Origin of the sequence: Celerinatantimonas yamalensis, assembly GCF_046054155.1 — a bacterium.
Taxonomy (GTDB): Bacteria; Pseudomonadota; Gammaproteobacteria; order Enterobacterales; family Celerinatantimonadaceae; genus Celerinatantimonas; species Celerinatantimonas yamalensis.
In genome coordinates, this window is the sequence record NZ_JBEQCT010000009.1 from 60,608 (window position 1) to 79,727 (window position 19,120).

Sequence of the window (19,120 nt, forward strand, 5' to 3'; positions counted from 1 at the left end):
CATGACCCAAGACGAAATGAAACAAGCTGTCGGCGCAGCGGCGTTAAAATATGTTAAACCCGGGACGATAGTTGGCGTTGGAACCGGCTCAACTGTGAACTATTTTATTGACGCCTTGGCTTCCATAGCAGGACAACTCGAAGGGGCCGTATCCAGTTCAGTGCAATCGGCTGAGCGGCTTCGCCAGTTAGGCATTGAAGTATTCGATCTCAATAGCGTTAGTCAGTTAGATTTATATGTTGATGGCGCCGATGAGATCACCGCACATAATGCGATGATCAAAGGTGGCGGCGCGGCGCTGACCCGTGAAAAAATCGTCGCGGCGGTCGCTAAAACTTTCATTTGTATCGTCGATGAATCAAAACAGGTCGATCTTCTCGGCCACTTTCCACTGCCTGTTGAAGTCATTCCAATGGCCCGCAGTTATGTTGCCCGTGAACTGGTGAAGTTGGGTGGGATGCCTGAGTATCGCCAAGGGGTGGTCACCGATAACGGTAATGTCATTCTTGATGTATATAATCTCGAAATTCTCGACCCCATCGCGATGGAAAAAGCGATCAACAACATTGCAGGGGTCGTCACCAACGGCATCTTCGCACTGCGAGGGGCCGACAAAGTGATTATCGGCACGCCTAACGGTGTGATTGAACGATAGTCATCAAAAGCCACACATTGTGTGGCTTTTTTTCTCTCTATAGTTCGTCAGATTTATAACATAAAAGTGCAGTTTAACATGTTGATCGTAAGGCTTCTTCACGTTGTAAGCGATATCTGCCATACAAAGCTCTGTTCGGTGAATTCATTGAATAAAACATCAATTCCACCCCGATCACTTTTCTGCTAGTTTAATACATCTGATTTTGCAGCATACTCGGAGCTCATTTACGCCATGTCAAAATTTTCACTCGATAAAGATAAAATCAAAATTCTCCTGCTTGAAGGTCTTCATCCTAGTTCGGTAGATGCTTTTCACAGTGCCGGTTACACTAACATCGAGCAGGTGAAAACGTCATTAAGCCATGCTGATTTGCTTGAAAAAATCAAAGACGTTCACTTTATCGGGATACGATCACGCACTCATCTCACCGAAGAAGTGTTGAGCCACGCCGAAAAATTGGTCGCTATTGGTTGTTTTTGTATCGGGACCAATCAAGTCGATCTAGGCGCTGCCTGTCAATTAGGTATTCCTGTCTTCAATGCACCTTTTTCCAACACGCGCAGTGTTGCTGAGCTCGTTGTCGCTGAAGCCATTTTACTGCTACGTGGCATCCCAGCACGTAATGCGAAAGCTCATCGTGGGGAATGGCAAAAATCAGCCAATAATTCGTTCGAAGCCCGCGGTAAAACGATGGGGATCATTGGCTATGGTCATATCGGCACGCAATTAGGGATCTTAGCTGAAACTGTCGGGATGAATGTACTTTATTACGATATTGAACCCAAACTCTCGCTTGGGAATGCTCAGCAAGTACACACCATAAACGAACTTCTCAGCCAAAGTGATGTGATCAGTTTACATGTTCCTGAAACACCACAAACCAAATTGATGTTCACAGCCAAAGAGATGTCAGCGATGAAAGAAGGCGCCATGCTCATCAATGCATCGCGTGGTAGTGTGGTCGATATTGAGGCATTAGCGAGCTATCTGGATAGTGGTAAAATCGCGGGAGCTGCGATTGATGTTTACCCAACTGAGCCTAAATCAAACAAAGAAGAATTTGTCTCACCACTGCGCGAATTTGATAATGTGTTACTCACGCCGCATATCGGAGGGAGCACTTTAGAAGCGCAAGAAAACATCGGGACAGAGGTTGCATCAAAGCTGGTGAAATACTCCGATAATGGCTCAACACTCTCGGCGGTTAACTTCCCTGAAGTATCCTTGCCAGCCAATACGGATGGAGCAAGTCGATTACTACATATCCATCATAACCAGCCAGGGGTCATTACCAAAATCAACCAAATTTTTGCAGATGATGAATTCAACATCGCAGCGCAATATCTGCAAACAGCCAATGGTATTGGCTATGTCGTGATTGATGTACAAACGACACATGGCCATGAAGCGTTAACGAAACTCAAAGCGATTGATGGCACTATCCGTGCTCGCGTCTTGTATTAGTCCTTTATGTAGCCATGGGATACTTTCATGGCTACATCATCTATCAGTGCAGCGTAAAATGCACAAACACTGAATCTTTAAGCGTTAACTGTTCACTGCGATAGCTATTACTGACCCCCATTAATTTGCTTTCACGGAGCATTATTAATGGTCGTGGATTAACACCGCTGTATTCGATAGAATCAATTGATGCGACTTTTTTACCTAATGCATTAGCAAACTGCGCTGCTAATTGCTGGGCGTTATGCAATGCTTTTAGACGAACTTTGCTAGCCAATTGTTTAGCATGACTATTCTGATAACGGATCTGTGCCATTGAATCAGCTCCGTGCTGAAAAGCGTTATCGAGAATCACACTCAATTGTGATAAATCGACGATATCAATGCGCACCGGCCTGCTGGCCTTATAGCCTGTCAGCTGAGGAGCTTGATCAGGTTTAGATGCATAGATAGGTGACACTTGCAATTGCCCGCTGGTCAGCTTTAAGCCTTTAAATTGAGCACCCAAGGCCTGCTGGATCTTCTCTACGTTCTTATCAACCTGTTGCTTGGCACTAACAGCCGTGTCGCTTTGTGCCAATACCGTGAAAGTAACTTGCGCTTGATCAGGGAGTACTTGAATCTCAGCTTGTCCCGTTACTGTTAGCACCGTAGCCATAGCCCATGCGACGCTAGCCACCCAAATAATCAACACACTGATGACTTGCACGACACTCTTCATATTCTCTCCTGATTAGTAACCCATTAAAGCAGCATCAATTCATCTTAGTACTCATTACAGGTAATCGCCAGCCTACAAACTTATCTGGCAAAGGCTAAATGCATAATCAATGAACTGCAGTACAATCGCCAAAGACAAAAAAACCGGCCGATAGGCCGGTTTATCAAACGCTACATTTAAGTGGTTAAAGCACGTCAATTGCATTCAAATCATTGAATGCTTTTTCTAAGCGCTTGATCATTGATTCTTCACCTTTGCGTAACCAAACACGAGGATCATAGAATTTTTTGTTTGGCTGATCATCGCCTTTAGGGTTACCAATCTGGCCTTGCAGGTACGCTTCATTTTCTTTGTAGTAATTTAAGATACCTTCCCAAGTTGCCCATTGAGTATCAGTATCGATGTTCATTTTGATCACGCCATAGCCGATTGCTTCACGAATCTCTTCTAAAGAAGAACCTGAACCACCATGGAAAACAAAGTTTAGTGAATTTTCTGGCAAGTTGTGTTTTTCAGATACGTGTTTTTGTGAATCACGTAGAATGGTTGGCGTCAAAACGACGTTACCTGGTTTATACACGCCATGTACGTTACCAAATGAAGCTGCGATGGTAAAACGTGGGCTAACTGCATTGAGTTTTTCGTAGGCATAAGCTACATCTTCAGGCTGAGTATACAATGATGATGCATCCATATGGCTGTTATCAACACCATCTTCTTCACCACCCGTACAACCCAATTCGATTTCCAGCGTCATATCCATCTTAGCCATACGCGCTAAATATTTGGCACTGATCTCAATATTTTCTTCTAAAGGCTCTTCAGAAAGATCAAGCATATGAGAGCTAAATAATGGCTTACCTGTTTGCGCAAAGTATTCTTCGCCGGCATCTAACAGACCATCAATCCAAGGTAGTAATTTTTTCGCTGCATGGTCAGTGTGCAAAATAACAGGAACACCATAATGTTCTGCCATGTTGTGAACATGTTTCGCGCCACTAATTGCACCCAAAATCTGTGGTTGTTGCCCTTCTAATTTAACACCTTTACCAGCAAAAAAAGCAGCGCCACCGTTAGAGAACTGAATAATAACAGGTGATTTTACTTTAGCAGCAGCTTCAAGCACGGCATTGACTGAGTTAGTATTAACACAGTTGACTGCTGGCAGTGCGAAATGGTTTTCTTTGGCAATTTTGAATACTTTTTGTACGTCATCACCAGTGATAACACCCGGTTTGACCACATCAAAAATCTTAGACATAGCTAGGCTTCCCGTCTCATCTCTTTAAAAAATATAAATTAATTGTAACAAAATAAATTAGCCATTGCTGGCTATTAGCGCGCTCGAAGAGCGCGCCAATCACTCGGTTAACCTTTGGCTCTTGCTTCTAACATTGCAACCGCTGGTAATTCCTTGCCTTCCACAAACTCCAAGAAAGCGCCGCCGCCAGTTGAAATATAAGAAACTTTATCTTTAATACCGAATTTATCAATAGCAGCCAGTGTATCACCCCCACCAGCAATTGAGAAAGCATCACTTTGTGCAATCGCTTGCGCAATAACTTTGGTGCCTTCAGCAAATTGATCGAATTCAAACACACCGACAGGGCCATTCCACAAAATCGTTTTGGCACTTTTTAAAATTTCAGCCAGCTTCGCTGATGAATCAGGACCTAAGTCAAAGATCATATCGTCATCAACTACATCCGCTACCGATTTCGTTGTAGCAACGGCCGTTTCAGAAAACTCTTTACCAACGACCACATCCGTTGCAACAGGGATAGAGGCACTGCTCATCAATGCTTTAGCAGTGTCAACTAAATCGGCTTCATACAGTGATTTACCTACATTGCCACCTGCTGCTGCAATAAAGGTATTCGCAATCCCACCCCCGACAACAAGCTGGTCGGCAATTTTGGATAATGATTCTAAAACGGTCAATTTAGTCGATACTTTTGAACCACCAACAATGGCAACCATTGGCCGTGCAGGATGATCCATCGCTTTACCTAAAGCATCTAATTCAGCAGCCAGCAGCGGACCTGCACAGGCAACATCAGCAAACTGACCCACACCATGGGTAGACGCCTGCGCACGATGAGCGGTACCAAATGCGTCCATGACATACACATCACATAATGCAGCCATTTTTTTGGCTAATGCTTCGTCATTTTTCTTTTCGCCTTTGTTAAAGCGAACGTTTTCTAACACAACCACTTCACCGGCATTCACCTCAATCCCATCTAGATAGTCTTTTGCCAGACGAACAGGAACATCAAGAACGTCATTGAGGTAATTAACAATGGGTTGCAAAGAGAATTCTTCGTTATATTCACCTTCAGTTGGACGACCAAGGTGTGAAGTAATCATCAATTTTGCACCTTTTTCAAGGGCTAGTTTGATGGTTGGAATTGATGCAAGAATACGCGCATCTGAAGTGACTTTACCATCTTTAACTGGAACGTTCAGATCTTCACGAACCAGAACTCGTTTACCATTTAGATCCAGATCAGTCATTTTGATAATTGCCATTATCAGTCCTCTTTATGTTTAAAAGTAAACCGCTCAGCTCACTTACTTAAGCTGCAAGTAGCTGCTTTAATTTATACCATCCGATAGAGTTTAATATGTCATCTAATTAATGTCGCATTTTAGCGCCAAAGACACCGTCACCAACTCCACTCTATTGTGATCAATCCCGCCTTTAACTAATGTACCGCGATTGCGCCCCAATAAGGCTTGATTTACATCAGAAACTGTAACTTTTTTACATTATCCAACACATATTTCGCTTAAATGACTACTGAGCACCTAACAACATGTGGGTCAATCGGTGTTCGCATTCGGCTCATTTAGCCGCATCGACTCAACTCATAACGCGATGATAGATCGTCTCAGCATTTGGCTCAAATGAATCTCAAGCACGATAACCAATTTTATTTATTTTCCCGCATCAAGCGATCATTTGTAGTAATACTACCACATTTTCTTCAGCAGACGTGAAATACCACGGTCGTTTACAGCCGACTAAATGCTTTATAATCGTCAGAAAAAAACCCGATGAAATAATTCATCGGGTTTTAAAGTTCAAATCAACGAGTGGAACAATTAACTCAACGCATTCGCTTGGTTCACTACATTCTCAACAGTAAAGCCAAATTCTTCGAACAGTTGTTCTGCTGGCGCTGACTCACCAAAGGTTGTCATGCCAACAACGACACCGTCAAAACCAACATACTTATACCAAAAATCGGCAATACCCGCTTCAATGGCAACACGTTTACGCACCGCAAACGGCAGCACCGCTTCACGATAAGCTGCATCTTGCTTATCAAATAACTCTGTACATGGCATAGAAACGACGCGAACAGCACGACCTTGCTCAGTGAGTATATTTGCCGCTGCAACTGCCAGCTCCACTTCAGAACCTGTTGCAATCAATATAAGCTCAGGGACACCTTGGCAATCTTTGAGCACATATCCACCACAGGCTACATTGTGCAATTGCGTTGCATCACGATCCTGCGGGGCTAAACCTTGTCGCGAGAAAATCAGTGCACTTGGGCCATCATTGCGCTCAATAGCACTTCGCCAAGCAACGGCCGATTCAACCGTGTCACACGGACGCCATGTTTGCATATTAGGTGTTAAGCGCAGTATCGATGTTTGTTCAACGGCTTGGTGAGTTGGGCCATCTTCGCCTAAACCAATGGAGTCATGGGTATAGACAAAAATCGACTTCGCTTTCATCAACGCCGCCATACGCACTGCATTACGGGCATATTCCATGAACATTAGGAAAGTTGCGCCATAAGGGACTAAACCACCGTGTACAGCCAACCCATTCATTATCGCTGACATACCAAATTCACGCACGCCATAATGCATATAGTTACCTGACGCATCATCATGGGTGATGGCTTGAGAACCAGACCAAATCGTCAAATTAGACGGCGCTAAGTCAGCAGAACCACCGAGCAGTTCAGGTAATTTGGGACCAAACACATTTAATACCATTTGCGAGGACTTACGGGTGGCAACTTTCTCTTGAGAGTGCTGCAATTGGGCGATGTAATGATCAGCAAATTCAGTCCAATCAGCCGGCAGTTCGCCTTTTATACGGCGTGTATATTCAGCTGCTAGCTCTGGATATTGAGCTTGATAATCGGCGAATAGCTGGTTCCACTGTGCTTGTGATTGAGTCCCTTTTTCTTTGGCATCCCACTGCGCATAAATGTCATCAGGAATTTCAAATGGTGGATAATTCCAACCCAACTGTTTACGCGTCGCAGCAATTTCATCATCCCCTAAAGGCGCGCCATGAGCCTCATGAGACCCAGCTTTATGCGGCGAGCCAAAACCAATCACTGTTTTCATACAGATCAACGTCGGTTTATTTTGTTCACTGCGAGCTGCATCGATAGCGTTGGCAATCGCGTCGCTGTCATGGCCATCAACATCAGCAATGACATGCCAGCCATAGGCTTCAAAACGTTTCACTGTATCGTCAGTAAACCACCCTTTAACATCACCATCAATAGAGATGCCGTTATCATCATAAAACGCGATGAGTTTGCCAAGCCCAAGAGTACCAGCGAGCGAACAGCTTTCATGTGAGATGCCTTCCATCATGCAGCCATCGCCTAAAAAGCAATAGGTATAATGATCAACAACTGGAAAATGTTCACGGTTAAACTGAGCCGCCAAGGTCTTCTCAGCAAGCGCCATACCAACTGCATTACTAATCCCTTGGCCAAGTGGGCCGGTGGTCGTTTCTACACCTGCGGTGTATCCATATTCAGGATGGCCGGGCGTTTTAGAATGCAATTGACGAAACTGTTTGAGCTCTTCAATAGGTAAATCATAACCACTTAGATGCAGTAGAGAATACAGTAGCATCGAACCATGGCCGTTGGATAACACAAACCGATCACGATCGGCCCATTTTGGATCACTCGGATTATGCTTAAGGTAATCACGCCATAGGACTTCGGCAATATCAGCCATCCCCATGGGGGCCCCTGGGTGACCAGATTTGGCTTTTTGGACCGCGTCCATACTCAAAGCTCGAATTGCATTTGCAAGCTGTCTACGGGAAGACATTGGTTTCTCCTGATGATTTGCTTATAAGAATAAAACTCAGAATGAGTCCATTGTCACAAACTAGCTCCAGTGACTCAATATTTATATCAGGAAAATGCTTTGTCGGTAGCAAAATCGTCCAGTTAGCGAAACTTTGCAAGTATCTGGCGGATTTAGCTATTACACTACGCTGCTGCTTGTACTCTGTTCAATGCAAAATGGTCAAGCGACCAGGATGATACAAGTCCAATATCGTACATGTTTTTTTATTAAGTGCTCAGATAATAGTGATCGCTGAAATATTTCATCGGCAATCTATTTATATCCCCACATATTACGTGATATTGCTTGTTTCCTAACCAGGTTGTTTGTATCCTTATACGCGCTGACGGCAGTCAGAAAGCTGAATGTATGTGTTGCCAAAACAATCGCTGGTTCACTCGGAAATTACCTTAAAAATCATCTATAAAGTTTGTGTATTCTAGGTTCTTTGTCTGCTTGGTAGGCGTTATAGAACGGTCTTTTGACCGGACATAAGTCATCCTGTAACCCAACTACACCAGTCAATCTGACGATCTGATAGAAAAGATAGTTAGCCTATACCTACATACACAGATCTTTAGTTAGCCCGCGATAAAACATGACAAAGACCACAGATTCCTTGATGTTTGTCATAGCATAAAAGTACAGCTTCCATAAGCTAGTCGCCACAACACAATTGTTGATCTATCTCACAAATTAACTTTAGGTTCAGGCCAGATGCCCAAATCTCCAAACTTTCGTTTCTTTCAAGGAGGCATCCTTAAACATCGGGTGACTCCAAAGATTTTTACAACCCAATCAGACTATATGGTCTTGCTCGGATTATCGGCAATCGTCGGTTCTATCTCCGGCTTAATTGTCGCCCTGTTTGAAAAGACCATTAATGTGGTGGCCGATTATCGAATACACCTATTTGATCAATTGCATTGGCCAGTATTCATTACGGCCATTTTAATTATTTTAAGCGGTGCGGCAATCGCGGCTCTAGGGTTTTGGCTCACGGCACGGTTTGCTCCCGAAGTATCTGGCAGTGGTATCCCCCACATCGAAGGGGCATTAGATGGACTACATGATATCCGTTGGTGGCGAGTGTTGCCGATTAAGTTTATCGCTGGTGCCTGCACCTTAAGTTCTGGGATGGTACTGGGACGCGAAGGCCCATCCGTACAGATTGGCGGGGCTGTTGGTCGGATGTGCGCTGGCGCGGCAAAACGCTATCAACATGCAACTCACATATTAACGGCGGCGGGTGCAGCTGCAGGGCTGGCCGCTGCGTTTAATGCGCCACTTGCGGGGATATTGTTTATCATCGAAGAGATGCGTCCTCAGTTTCGCTATAACATCACCTCGTTTAAATGTGTCACGCTCGCGACGCTAATGGCAACGATTGTGCTGCGCTATTTCCATGGTCAACAAGCGATCATGGATATTCCAAGCTTTAAAGTGCCGCCGCTAGAATCACTGTGGCTATTTTTGCTGCTCGGTATTATTTTTGGGGTGGTGGGGATCAAGTTTAACGACGCCGTACTCCATTTAACTGGCTATTTTAAACGTTATCACCGTAATCGGTTACTCCGGATGACCATGACCGGCGCATTATTTGGCGGTATATTTGCTTTTTTCCAACTGTATTATCCCTCTTTAGCGATGGGTGGCATTATCCATATCACTCAATTTGTTCGTGAACCAATGGGGTTGTGGTTATTAATCTTTTTATTCGTTTTACGACTGGTTGCCACATTAGGCTGTTTCTCATCTGGCGCACCAGGCGGCGTGTTTGCGCCTATGCTCACTTTAGGCACGTTGCTAGGACTTGCTTACGGTACCATCGCCGCTCACCTCTTTCCTGGGCTGGTTGCTGAACCTGGTATCTATGCAGTGGCTGGAATGGGGGCCCTTTTTGCGGCAACCGTGCGTGCTCCTGTTACTGGGATCATCCTGGTGGTGGAAATGACCGACAACTATCAGTTGATATTGCCACTATTAATGACCTGTTTAGGGGCGACCTTTATTGCGCAGGCTCTAGGCGGCAGTCCACTTTATTCAGCATTGTTAAAACAATCGCTGCTCAATAAAGAAAACCGTCAACCAGCAGCCAAAGATATGGTTAAACCTGCGGCCAGTTCAACAGCAACAAAAATTGAGTGACAAAATAAACACTGGAAAATTTCTCAAACTCAATTAGAATAGACGTCCAGATGGTCATACATCCATTATTACTGGTTGATAAGAGAGTTTTCCATGGCTACACACTTATTTACATCCGAATCTGTATCAGAGGGGCATCCCGATAAAATCGCGGATCAGATCTCTGATGCAGTCCTTGATGCGATCTTAAAACAAGATCCAATGGCGCGCGTTGCTTGTGAGACATATGTCAAAACAGGTATGGTGCTTGTTGGTGGTGAAATCACTACCTCAGCTTGGGTTGATATTGAAGACTTAGCTCGACGAACGGTCCGCGAAATTGGTTATACTGGCTCGGAGATGGGATTTGATGCTGATTCGTGTGCCGTATTAAATGCTATTGGTAAGCAATCTCCTGATATTAATCAAGGGGTTGACCGCGAAGATCCGAAATCTCAAGGTGCTGGCGATCAAGGGTTAATGTTTGGTTATGCAAGTGATGAAACCGACGTATTAATGCCAGCTCCAATCACCTATGCACACCGCTTAGTACAACGCCAATCGCAAGTGCGCCGCGATGGCACGCTACCTTGGCTACGCCCTGATGCCAAAAGTCAGGTGACTTTTGCCTATGAAGATGGCCAGATCAAAGGCATCGATGCAGTGGTATTATCCACACAGCATAGCGAAGCCATCAATCAAAAAGATCTGCAAGAAGCCGTAATGGAAACCATTATTAAACCGGTTTTACCTAGTGAATGGCTCAGCGCAAAAACTAAATTTTTCATTAACCCAACCGGACGCTTTGTCATTGGTGGCCCAATGGGCGATTGCGGACTCACAGGGCGTAAAATTATCGTTGATACTTACGGTGGGATGGCGCGCCATGGCGGTGGGGCTTTCTCAGGTAAAGATCCATCTAAAGTTGACCGCAGCGCCGCATACGCAGCGCGTTATGTCGCGAAAAACATCGTGGCGGCAGGTCTTGCTAAACGCTGTGAAATCCAGGTGTCTTATGCCATCGGGGTTGCAGAACCGACATCAATTAGTGTCGATACCTTTGGCAGCGGTTGCGTATCGGATGAACGCTTAGTTGAGCTAGTGCGTGAACATTTTGATCTACGTCCCTATGGATTAATTGAAATGCTTGACCTTAAACGACCAATTTATCAGCCAACCGCTACTTTTGGTCATTTTGGCCGCAATGAGTTCCCTTGGGAGAAAACAGATAAAGCTGACTTGCTACGAGATGCGGCGGGTCTGTAGAATTACCCTAATAGCCCTCATTGAGAAAAGGCGCTTTTAAGCGCCTTTTTAACATTATGCAAGCAATTATTGACTCTTGTGACACCTATTGTCAACGCGCTGAAGACTACTTTGAGCGGTCTTTTCTGCGCCCACAAATCCGTGTGGATTTACGCGGGCAGGCAGCAGGTCAGGCTAATTTGAGCCGGGCATTACTACGTTTTAATCCAATTCTCTATCAAGAGAACCGTCAGCACTTTTTACGCCATACAGTTGGCCATGAAGTAGCCCACTGGATTGCTTATAGTCTGTATGGTTCTGTCCGCGCTCATGGCCGAGAATGGCAACAAATTATGACTGATGTATTTGACCTTCGCGCCGAGAGGTTGCACCATTACAACACGCAGTCAGTTATCGGTCCAACTTATACGTATCACTGTCACTGCCGCACGCATCAACTGACAAAGCGGCGCCATAAAGCCATACAAAAAGGCCTCGTTTACTGTTGCCGAGCATGTCAAGGGACATTAACACTAGCCACCCATTCACTACTGCCGATTCAGACGACTTTTATAAAGGAATGAACGATGCGTATTCCCAGAATTTATCATCCCGAGCCGCTGCGCGACCATGATCAAATTGATCTCAGTGACGATGGGGCTGGCCATGTCGCCCGTGTACTTCGTTTAACGACCGGTCATCCCATTACCCTATTTTGCGGGGATGGTTATGATTATCATGGTGAAATACTCGAACTCACAAAACGTTCGGTCAGTGTCCAAATCAATACTAGAGAAGACCAACATCATTTAGAATCGCCTTTGAATATCCATCTCGGACAAGTCATGTCAAGGGGCGATAAGATGGATTTTACCATTCAAAAATCAGTGGAGCTGGGCGTTATTGCTATCACCCCATTACTGAGTGAACGCTGTGGCGTCAAACTTGATGAAAAACGGCTTGAGAAAAAGCGTCAGCAATGGCAAAAAGTAGTGGTTAGCGCTTGTGAACAGTGTGGTCGAGCTGTTGTACCTATTGTCCATGAGGTGATAAGTTTAGAACAATGGAGTGCCCAACCAACGCCGGCTCTGAAGTTGAATTTACACCCAAAGGCCCCATATACCATCAAGAGCATGCCGACACCTACACACGGTATCCGTCTTTTAATCGGCCCTGAAGGCGGATTAAGCGACGATGAAATCAACCGCTGTAGCATATTGGCATTTTCTGAGATCCAACTTGGGCCACGTATTTTAAGAACTGAGACTGCAGCACTCACCGCCATTAGCGCACTGCAATGTCAGTTTGGAGATTTAGCACAATGACTATAAAACTTGGGATCGTCATGGATCCTATCGAATCGATCAGTTTCAAAAAAGATACCAGTCTGGCGATGCTACTGGCCGCTCAGCGCCGCGGTTATGAACTGTATTACATGCAGATGAATGATCTGTTCATGCAAGATGGTCAAGCCTATGGGCAGATGAGCCCACTGACGGTGGCTGACAACCCTGATGATTACTACCAACTGGGTGAGAGCAAAGCTCAACTATTACGTGAACTTGATGTGATTTTAATGCGTAAAGATCCCCCTTTTGATACTGAGTTTATCTACGCCACATATATGCTTGAGCGCGCCGAAGACTATGGCACGTTAATCGTCAACAAACCGCAAAGCCTGCGTGATGCGAATGAAAAACTCTTTACCGCATGGTTTAGCGAGTTTACGCCACCAACTCTCGTGACTCGTGATGCAGCACGCTTAAAAGCATTCTACCAACAGCATCAAGATGTCATTATGAAACCCCTCGATGGCATGGGTGGCACATCTATTTTTCGTCTCAAACCAGATGATGCCAATGTATCAGTCGTGATTGAAACACTCACCGCGCAGCAAAGCCAATATTGCATGGCACAAACCTACTTACCCGAAATCAAAGATGGTGACAAACGAATTTTGATTGTAGACGGCGAACCAATGCCCTATTGTCTCGCTCGGATCCCACCCCAAGGTGAAACCCGAGGGAATTTGGCCGCAGGCGGACGCGGTGAAGCGCGGCCTTTATCAGAATCAGACTGGCGGATCGCTCGAGCTATCGGCCCGACGCTCAAAGCAAAAGGGCTCATTTTTGTTGGTTTAGATGTAATTGGTGAGCATATCACTGAAATCAATGTAACCAGTCCCACCTGTATTCGTGAAATTCAGGCAGCTTTTGGCTTAGATATTGCTGAACATTTAATGCAAGCCATCGAGCGCAGACTCAGTGATTCAACTCGATAACATCTAAGCCAACAGACGACCTAAGAGGAGGCGCAATGGAAAATCTCAAAAATCAGTTTTTAATTGCTATGCCTGGATTTATCGATCCCTTTTTTAAACAATCGGTCGTTTATGTCTGTGAACACAATGATGAGGGCGCCATGGGCTTGGTGGTTAATATGCCTGTCGAGCTGACAATTGATAATTTGCTAACACAGATCAATATGATGGATGCAGAACAAGACCTGAAAGAGTTAGCGGGCCATCAAGTCTTTCAAGGAGGCCCTGTCGCACAAGAGCACGGCTTTGTCTTACACACCCCGCAAGAGGGGTTTAGCAGCAGCTTAGCATTGAGCAGTCAGTTGATGATAACGACCTCTAAGGATATTTTGACCACGCTCGGAACAGCAAAACAACCCGAGCACTATCTACTCACCTTAGGTTATGCCGGTTGGTCGACAGGCCAGTTAGAACAAGAAATTGCTGATAATGCTTGGTTGAATATTCCAGCTACTGCCGAGATCATATTTAATACCCCTCCCCACCAACGTTGGGAAGCTGCGACTCGGCAACTTGGCTTTGAGCCATGGCAGCTCACCGCTGACATAGGTCATGCTTAAAGAGGTTTTATGGAATCGATATTAGGTTTTGACTTCGGTACGCTCAGTATCGGAGTTGCGATTGGCAACCCCGTCACTCAAAGTGCCAGTGCCCTCCCCGCTTTAAAAGCGCGTGACGGCATGCCCAATTGGGATGAGTTAACCAAGCTATTGCATCAATGGCAACCCCAGCGGCTCATTGTAGGTTTGCCTCTGAATATGGATGGTAGTGAACAATCGATCACCCAACGGGCCCGTAAATTTGGTAACAGATTACATGGTCGCTTTGGCTTGCCGGTTGAGTTTCAAGATGAGCGCCTATCCACAGTCGATGCGAAAGCCACCCTATTTGCTAGAGGGGGATACAAGGCACTCAAAAAAGGTGCCATAGATAGCGCAAGTGCGGTCGTTATCATCGAATCTTGGTATGAATTACAACGGCAACCTCAATCATAATGTTTACTGTGCGAATGGCTCAACATCGCGGCGCTCATATGGAACCCAATAGACAAGTCATAGCATCGCTGACTATTTTGTACGATTAAAAGCGCCATCGATACTGGCAAAGGAACGCCCTCTAAAACGGATCGGCTATGGACTCTAATCGGCTCAGCACGAGATAATAGCGCGACGTTTAATCCATAGACGCGTTGTTTACATCGCTGTAGAACTTTTTTAGATAATCACCATCCAATAGTCATCTATTTAATTATAAATTTACTAACACAACATAGGATTTAGAATGTTTCGTTCATTCTTTTTAAACAAGCGCTGGTTGCTGTGGTCAATATTGGGCACGTTAGTTATTTTGGGGTTTACTTGGTACCAAGTCGAAATAAATGTCAAAATCAACGAATGGTTTGGTACATTTTTTAACTTAATCCAAAAAGCACTCAGCAAACCACACGCGATCACCATGCACCAGTTATTATTGGGGTGCAAAGAGTTCTTCAACATTGTTTCCATCTACATCATTATTGCAGTTCTTCTCGACTTTTTTATCAGTCATTATGTCTTTCGCTGGCGCCAAGCCATGAATGACTACTATATGCAATTCTGGCCACAAATCCATCATATCGAAGGTGCGTCTCAACGTATCCAAGAAGACACGATGCGCTTTGCACGGATCATGGAAGGGCTCGGTTCAAGTTTGATTAGTTCAATCATGACACTAGGCGCCTTTTTACCCATTCTTTGGGAACTTTCAGCCTATGTTAAAGATATCCCATGGTTTGGCCCCGTCCCACATGCTCTCATCTACTTGGCTATCTTATCGGCACTATTTGGCACCGCCTTATTGGCACTGGTGGGGATCAGATTGCCAGGGCTCGAATTTAAAAATCAACGGGTTGAAGCAGCCTATCGTAAAGAACTTGTTTTAGGTGAAGACAACATCGCACGCGCAGCACCAATGACTGTCAAAGAGTTATTTAAAAACGTGCGGCAAAACTACTTTACACTCTACAAACATTATCTTTATTTTAATGTCGCGAAATATTCTTACCTCCAATACACAACCATTTTACCCTATGTCATCATGGCGCCAACGATTATTTCAGGGGTTATCACATTAGGCATTTTGCAACAGATCTTAAGAGCATTTGGGCAGGTTGAAAGTTCATTTCAGTTCTTGGTGAATTCTTGGACAACAGTCGTTGAACTTATCTCAATCTATAAACGTTTAAAAGCATTTGAACAACAAATCAGTTTGGCGTTACAAACAGCAGAGCAAACTCACGACTAAAGATTTCTCCCGAGACAGTTAGCTATGACTTTCTCGGGGATTTCGTTGTGAATTTATACCTGACAAGATCTAATCCTTTCGCCACACAAGCGTGCAGCCTTACCATATTGAGGTGAAAATATTTTATTCTGAAAAAAACGTTATGATCCTATGTTCTACCTTACCCAAGTGAGCTAATTACCTCTTTATAAAAATAAAATGATGGTTAACACCAGATTTTAGATAGCACTGGCAAGCCGGTCCGCCATGCAAAAGAGCAATTTTTAATGAAAATATTTATTGACTGTCAAATTTCTGCAAACAAAGGCCTTTACTTTAGTTATCACTGTGGTAATTAATTAATCACCATTAGCTTGCAGAGGTGCTCTATGGAACGTGTAGATTTTGATGTGCTTGACATAAATGAACCTGCCAAAGCGTCTAAAAATAGCAAAAAAAGACGCTGGCGCGAAATTGAGACCATTAAAGAACGGATGCGACTGAGGCAAGAACTATTATCCATTGATTCAACAATAGAGTTTGACAACGAGTTTGACCTATAACTTTTCTATTATAGACTCGCTTCATGTTAAACGGGTTAAACATTGCCTCATGAAGCGAGTCTATTATCAGTAATTTTAGTTTCTCATACCTACGATGAGATAAGATTACTCGACAAATATTAGACGACGATAGAGCATTCGAGGCGAATTTTCATCATTGGCGAGGTAAGTCGACAGACGTAACTTCTGCAATCACGCCAAGGGGGAATAATGAGCAAAAAAAACGGAGCTAAACACTCCGCTATCAGTCATGAGGTATAAATTTAATCAGGCATAACTCAGTTCAGCTTCAATGGTTTCAACCTGCGACGCGTCAGGTCCCACTTCATCTGAACTGCTCATTACTTTTTTACCTGCGCCTTTTTGCACATATGCGTACCTAATACAGGTAGAGCACTTTTAGAAGCATTTGCCGATTGTGAGCAAGGACGAACTGCGACTGATGCGCCCGATGCTCCGCGAAAACATGATTTGACCATTTATTTCTCCAACACGCCGATGTAAGTTGAGTTATGCATAAAATTTGCCACATATTGCGGCTTACCTGATTAAAGCTTGACTTTGTGAAATGCGACATCCATCACAAATATACGGTTATTTTACACACTTTCCCTATTGGATTTAAACCGGGGCAACTAACAATTTTGATACGATATTGGTCTTTCAATCTATTTTTTATGCCATTAACATATTAACGCTCTGCTCGGCACGCCATCGTGAACAAATCGGCTTTGTCACCTCAACGCTGACGCTGCGTTCTGCGATAGATAATAACCCCTACAATGACAAGCACCATGGCAAAAATGCTCACAAACCACTTCCCATAATGGTGCACTTGCGCCAAAAACAACTGGACAGCGTGGCCAAAGCTATAACCTAAAAAGCCAATGCCGATCGCCCAGACTAGTGCTCCCAATACGTTTAATGGAATATAACGGTTAGGGCGGATGCCTGCCGCACCGAGGACAAACGGCGTCACAGTACGGATCCCATACAAGAACCGGAAGCCAACAATAAGTAACGTCTGGTGGCGATTAAGTAAGGAGAAAATCTTTTGTGATTTACTTTTCCAACGTGACCGAGATTCAATAAACTGCATCCCTTTATAGCGACCTATATAATAGTAAAGTTGGTCCCCAAATAATGTGCCAATAAATGCTGAACCCATCACTTCCCACAATCCAAGATAACCTTGATGAGCCAAGATACCCCCAAGTACTAAAATGGTTTCCCCTTCAAAAAAAGCCCCTACAACAATAGCCAAATAGCCATAATGAGCAATCAATTCTTGCCAATTCACAAACGACCTCTAACACAAATGATGATAATGATAGTACTAATTTACCCTAAACAGCCGCTTAGGTTATAATGAGCACGACTGGACACAAGTGACAAATTGACTTGTAAGGAAATAGATGGCACTCGTCTGTTGCTCCCACAAAACGACGTTATATCAGCAGATAAGCATATTGAACGCATAGGCTAGAAAGCCTTCACTACTGCACTAACACAAGATCGTTCTTTGAAGGCATATGTAACAGACACAGAGTTAGTCCTTAATGGACTTCGTCATTTTAAATCTACTACCATTATTACATCAAAGAGAGCAGCATGAAATATTTAGTCACGGGAGCAGCTGGTTTTATTGGAGCAAAAGTCAGTGAGGTTTTACTTAAGCAAGGTCATGAGGTTGTCGGTATTGATAATTTAAATAATTATTATTCTGTCGCCTTAAAGCAAGCTCGCCTCTCGCCTTTGCTACAACAAGCGCATTTTCGCTTTATTAAACTCGATCTTGCCGATCGCAACGCCATCACCGAACTATTTGCTAAAGAGCCTATTCAGCGGGTCATCCATCTTGGAGGACAAGCGGGTGTCCGTTATTCACTCGAAAATCCATTAGCTTATGCCGACAGTAACCTAGTAGGCTATATTAATATTCTCGAAGGCTGCCGCCAACATAAAATTGAACATCTAGTGTATGCGTCATCCAGCTCAGTTTATGGCCTGAATCAAAAAATGCCATTTGCCACGAGTGATGCGACTGACCATCCAATATCACTTTATGCAGCAACTAAAAAAGCGAGTGAATTAATGGCCCACAGTTACTCGCACCTCTATGGTATTCCCACCACCGGACTACGTTTTTTCACCGTTTATGGCCCCTGGGGACGCCCTGATATGGCGCTATTTAAATTTACTAAAGCGATTCTCGCTGGCGAAGCAATTGATGTCTATAACTACGGTAACCTCAGCCGTGATTTCACTTATATTGACGATATTGTAGAAGGGGTGATTCGTATCCAAGAGCAAATTCCAACTGCCAATCCAGATTGGGATGCACGACACGGTACACCCGCGCAAAGTTCGGCACCTTATCGAGTGTTTAATATTGGCAACGGTAGTCCAGTGCAATTGATGGATTTTATTCGCGCATTAGAAGAGTCGTTAGGGATAGAAGCCAAGAAAAACATGTTAGAAATGCAAGCAGGCGACGTTCATACGACTTGGGCTGATACCCAAGACTTGTTTGAAGCGGTTGGTTATCAGCCCAAAACGTCCGTACAGAACGGTGTGAACGCCTTTGTCTCATGGTATCGCAATTATTATCAATGCTAATCACACAGCAGTAGGGG

General features: G+C 44.3%; 17 protein-coding genes. 12 read left to right on the forward strand and 5 right to left on the reverse strand.

Annotation, left to right across the window (positions count from 1 at the left end; translation table 11 throughout):
• The first annotated feature begins 1 nt into the window (after position 1).
• A complete protein-coding gene (gene rpiA, locus ABUE30_RS16020) occupies positions 2-655 on the forward strand; it encodes a ribose-5-phosphate isomerase RpiA (RefSeq protein ID WP_408624843.1) in 654 nt (217 codons plus the stop codon).
• Between the two features lie 234 nt (positions 656-889).
• The gene (gene serA, locus ABUE30_RS16025) at positions 890-2,122 is read left to right on the forward strand and encodes a phosphoglycerate dehydrogenase (protein WP_408624844.1); all 1,233 of its coding nucleotides are present in this window, start codon (positions 890-892) and stop codon (positions 2,120-2,122) included.
• Between the two features lie 43 nt (positions 2,123-2,165).
• Here serA and ABUE30_RS16030 read toward each other — a convergent pair whose 3' ends face one another.
• The 4 genes from ABUE30_RS16030 to tkt form a co-directional block, all read right to left on the reverse strand.
• Complete coding sequence (locus ABUE30_RS16030; RefSeq protein WP_408624845.1) at positions 2,166-2,843, reverse strand: SIMPL domain-containing protein; 678 nt, start codon at positions 2,841-2,843, stop codon at positions 2,166-2,168.
• A 184-nt stretch (positions 2,844-3,027) separates the two neighbouring features.
• Positions 3,028-4,104, reverse strand: a complete 1,077-nt coding sequence (gene fbaA, locus ABUE30_RS16035; protein ID WP_408624846.1) for a class II fructose-bisphosphate aldolase — start codon at positions 4,102-4,104, stop codon at positions 3,028-3,030.
• A 107-nt stretch (positions 4,105-4,211) separates the two neighbouring features.
• Positions 4,212-5,375 (reverse strand): phosphoglycerate kinase, encoded by a 1,164-nt coding sequence (locus ABUE30_RS16040; RefSeq protein WP_408624847.1) that lies wholly within the window; start codon positions 5,373-5,375, stop codon positions 4,212-4,214.
• Between the two features lie 576 nt (positions 5,376-5,951).
• Positions 5,952-7,946, reverse strand: coding sequence for a transketolase (tkt, locus tag ABUE30_RS16045; RefSeq protein WP_408624848.1), 1,995 nt, complete (start codon positions 7,944-7,946; stop codon positions 5,952-5,954).
• A gap of 738 nt (positions 7,947-8,684) precedes the next feature.
• Between tkt and clcA the strand changes: the two genes are divergently transcribed.
• From clcA to ABUE30_RS16090, 9 genes are all read left to right on the forward strand, one after another.
• The gene (clcA, locus tag ABUE30_RS16050) at positions 8,685-10,115 is read left to right on the forward strand and encodes a H(+)/Cl(-) exchange transporter ClcA (RefSeq protein WP_408624849.1); all 1,431 of its coding nucleotides are present in this window, start codon (positions 8,685-8,687) and stop codon (positions 10,113-10,115) included.
• A 93-nt stretch (positions 10,116-10,208) separates the two neighbouring features.
• Positions 10,209-11,360, forward strand: coding sequence for a methionine adenosyltransferase (metK, locus tag ABUE30_RS16055; RefSeq protein ID WP_408624850.1), 1,152 nt, complete (start codon positions 10,209-10,211; stop codon positions 11,358-11,360).
• Between the two features lie 56 nt (positions 11,361-11,416).
• On the forward strand, positions 11,417-11,923 hold the full coding sequence (locus ABUE30_RS16060; RefSeq protein WP_408624851.1) for a SprT family zinc-dependent metalloprotease: 507 nt from the start codon (positions 11,417-11,419) through the stop codon (positions 11,921-11,923).
• Between the two features lie 3 nt (positions 11,924-11,926).
• On the forward strand, positions 11,927-12,664 hold the full coding sequence (rsmE, locus tag ABUE30_RS16065) for a 16S rRNA (uracil(1498)-N(3))-methyltransferase (protein WP_408624852.1): 738 nt from the start codon (positions 11,927-11,929) through the stop codon (positions 12,662-12,664).
• Entirely contained in the window at positions 12,661-13,620 is a 960-nt protein-coding gene (gshB, locus tag ABUE30_RS16070) for a glutathione synthase (protein WP_408624853.1), read from the forward strand. The genes rsmE and gshB overlap by 4 nt, the downstream gene beginning before the upstream one ends.
• 35 nt (positions 13,621-13,655) lie before the next feature.
• Positions 13,656-14,219: a YqgE/AlgH family protein gene (locus tag ABUE30_RS16075; protein ID WP_408624854.1), complete on the forward strand. Its 564-nt coding sequence runs from the start codon at positions 13,656-13,658 to the stop codon at positions 14,217-14,219.
• Positions 14,220-14,228: 9 nt separating this feature from the next.
• A complete protein-coding gene (ruvX, locus tag ABUE30_RS16080; protein ID WP_408624855.1) occupies positions 14,229-14,654 on the forward strand; it encodes a Holliday junction resolvase RuvX in 426 nt (141 codons plus the stop codon).
• 286 nt (positions 14,655-14,940) lie between these two features.
• Positions 14,941-15,942 carry a peptide antibiotic transporter SbmA gene (gene sbmA, locus ABUE30_RS16085; protein ID WP_408624856.1) on the forward strand — a complete coding sequence of 334 codons (1,002 nt, stop codon included), beginning with the start codon at positions 14,941-14,943 and terminating at the stop codon, positions 15,940-15,942.
• Positions 15,943-16,310: 368 nt separating this feature from the next.
• A complete protein-coding gene (locus ABUE30_RS16090) occupies positions 16,311-16,484 on the forward strand; it encodes a DUF3545 family protein (RefSeq protein ID WP_408624857.1) in 174 nt (57 codons plus the stop codon).
• 739 nt (positions 16,485-17,223) lie between these two features.
• Here ABUE30_RS16090 and ABUE30_RS16095 read toward each other — a convergent pair.
• Positions 17,224-17,784: a DedA family protein gene (locus ABUE30_RS16095; RefSeq protein WP_408624858.1), complete on the reverse strand. Its 561-nt coding sequence runs from the start codon at positions 17,782-17,784 to the stop codon at positions 17,224-17,226.
• A 311-nt stretch (positions 17,785-18,095) separates the two neighbouring features.
• Here ABUE30_RS16095 and ABUE30_RS16100 point away from each other — a divergent pair, with 311 nt between their 5' ends.
• Entirely contained in the window at positions 18,096-19,103 is a 1,008-nt protein-coding gene (locus ABUE30_RS16100) for an NAD-dependent epimerase (protein ID WP_408624859.1), read from the forward strand.
• Positions 19,104-19,120 lie beyond the last annotated feature (17 nt).